This is a genomic window from Mesorhizobium sp. M7A.F.Ca.CA.004.12.1.1, from assembly GCF_003997835.1.
GTDB lineage: Bacteria > Pseudomonadota > Alphaproteobacteria > Rhizobiales > Rhizobiaceae > Mesorhizobium.
The window spans coordinates 1-1522 of record NZ_RZRK01001108.1 but is presented as its reverse complement, the minus strand read 5'-3'; the positions used below and the strand labels follow the sequence as shown (position 1 = coordinate 1522).

Sequence of the window (1522 nt, the reverse complement as noted above, 5' to 3'; positions counted from 1 at the left end):
GTCCTATGCGCCGCGCGAACGCTCGGGCATGGTGTCGGCGGTCATCAATGCCACCCGCCAGAGCGGCCTTGCCATCGGCATCGCCTTGCTCGGCGCCTTGATGAGCATGCGGGCAACCAACCTTTTGACCGGGTATCTCGGCGATGCCGGTGTCGCCAACGCGGAAGCGGTCGCCCGTGCTGCGATTTCACGGCATGATTTCGCAACCGATGCGGCGATGGGCGAAAGCGGCGTGCATGAACTCTATGCTGCCGCCTATGCCGGCGGCTTCCACGCCGCGATGCTGACGGCAGCGATCGGCGCGTTCCTCACCGCCGCATTGCTGGTCGCCGTGCTGGCGCCGGCCGAGGCGCGCTCGGCCAAAGAGACCAAGCACGAGGCGTGAGGCTGACGGCCCATTAAAAAACCCGGCGGTGAAGCCGGGTTTTTGCATTCATAGTGCGTCGGTCAGGTCAGCGAAGCCGTAAAACGCTGGATGCGTGTGCAGGCTTCTTCCAGAAGCGTCTCCGAGGTCGCGTAGGAGATGCGGAAGTTGGGCCCGAGGCCGAAGGCCGAGCCGAACACCACCGCGACGCCCTCGGCTTCGAGCAGTTCCGAGCAGAAGGTCTCGTCGGTGTCGATCAGCCTGCCGGCCTTGGTCTTCTTGCCGATCAGCTGGGCGCAGGAAGGATAGACATAGAAGGCGCCTTCCGGCGACGGACAGGTGATGCCGCGTGCCTGGTTGAGCATCGACACGACAAGGTCGCGCCTGCCTTGAAAGATCGCCTTGTTTTTGGCGATGAAATCCTGCGGGCCATTCAGCGCCTCGACGGATGCCCATTGCGCAATGGTGCAGGCGCCCGATGTCTGCTGACCCTGGATCATGTCCATCGCCTTGATCAGTTGAACCGGACCCGCCGCATAACCGATGCGCCAGCCGGTCATTGCATAGGCTTTCGACACGCCGTTCATGGTCAGCGTGCGCTCGTAGAGCTTAGGCTCGACCTCGGCGATGGTCCTGAAGACGAAATCGCCATAGGTCAGGTGCTCGTACATGTCGTCGGTCAGCGTCCAGACATGCGGATGCTTCAACAGCACGTCGGCCAGCGCGCGCAATTCGGCTTCGGTATAGGCGGCACCCGACGGGTTCGACGGCGAGTTCATCAGCAGCCATTTGGTCTTCGGCGTGATCGCCTTTTCCAGCACGGAAGCGGTCAGCTTGAAGCCGTTGTCGATCGAGGTGTCGGCAAACACGGAGGTGCCGCCGCATATGGCCACCATCTCGGGGTAGCTGACCCAATAGGGGCGAGGAATGATGACCTCGTCGCCGGGGTTCAGCGTCGCCATGAAGGCGTTGAACAGGATCTGCTTGCCGCCGGTGCCGACTATGGTCTGCTCGGGCTTGTAGTCGAGATTGTTCTCGCGCTTGAACTTTTTTGCGATCGCCTCGCGCAGCGGCACGATGCCCGAAACCGGCGGATACTTGGTTTCGCCACGGCGGATCGCCTCGATTGCCGCATCCTTGATGTTGTCGGGCGTGTCG

Annotated in this window: 1 protein-coding gene and 1 pseudogene; one reads left to right on the top strand and one right to left on the bottom strand. The window is 62.4% G+C overall.

Features of this window, described 5'->3' with window-relative positions:
• Window positions 1-385: pseudogene (locus EN984_RS34145) on the top strand (MFS transporter); the annotation flags it as partial.
• 62 nt (window positions 386-447) lie between these two features.
• Here the strand turns inward: EN984_RS34145 and EN984_RS34140 are convergent.
• Window positions 448-1522: pyridoxal phosphate-dependent aminotransferase (locus EN984_RS34140; protein WP_164765897.1), on the bottom strand; the 1075-nt coding region annotated here is incomplete at its 5' end.